The organism is Bartonella sp. MR110HLJHH (genome assembly GCF_042194225.1).
Classification (GTDB): domain Bacteria; phylum Pseudomonadota; class Alphaproteobacteria; order Rhizobiales; family Rhizobiaceae; genus Bartonella; species Bartonella grahamii.
The window spans coordinates 1-779 of sequence record NZ_JBHIMQ010000084.1; the positions used below are offsets into that span (position 1 = coordinate 1).

Consider the following 779-nt stretch of genomic DNA (forward strand, 5'->3'; position numbering starts at 1 on the left):
CGATCATTGCTAATCAGTGGTTTGGAACCGTCAAAATCGGGTGTTTGTCCCCCAGCCAAACCTTGATCGCCAGAGCTTAAGCCAACTTGCTCAACCCCCTCACGCACCGCATGATTGTCAATATAGCCTGTCAACTTGGCATCAAGCGTGCCACCAGCTTCAATCGTGCCATAAACAGCATCATAGGTACGTTTGGGTGTTTGGGTAAAAGTAGGACCGTCCCATTCGTCTGCATCGTGCCCTATACATGCTGGATGTGCGAGACTACATTGCTTATGTCTGTAGCGTGTTTCAGTCACAATCTTGGTTGTTTCGATTAAATCACGCCCCTCATTGAGCAAGGTATCGCCATGCATCACAATGTTGCCATTGGCAGCAATTAAACTATAGCTATTGCGGATATCACCGGCATTAATTGTCAGATGACCTCCTACCAAAATCTGTGCAGCATTATTGGTAAAATGAGGCTGCTGACGAATGATCGTGGTGTCGATATTTTTCTTGATCCTTGTGTGTTTATCAACATTTGGGATATTTTCCCATTCTCCTCGCACGTAACTGTGAGAAACCACTTTATCGCTAACTTTAACCCCGCCTTCACGCATGTTGGTAAGCGCTGAGACATCGAAGATCATATCGCCTGAGACAGCTTCTAAAAGCCCTGAGCTGTTAATCACATGACCAGCCCGCTCTCCACTAAACCCACGGATGATGAGATTGTCTTCAGCAATGACATCGGCAAACTTATTGATAAAATCCCCATCTAAGGAGAAAATGGC

Annotated in this window: 1 pseudogene; it reads right to left on the minus strand. The window is 45.8% G+C overall.

The window, feature by feature from the left end:
- A pseudogene (locus ACFIKB_RS09465) lies at positions 1-779 on the minus strand (filamentous hemagglutinin); the annotation flags it as partial.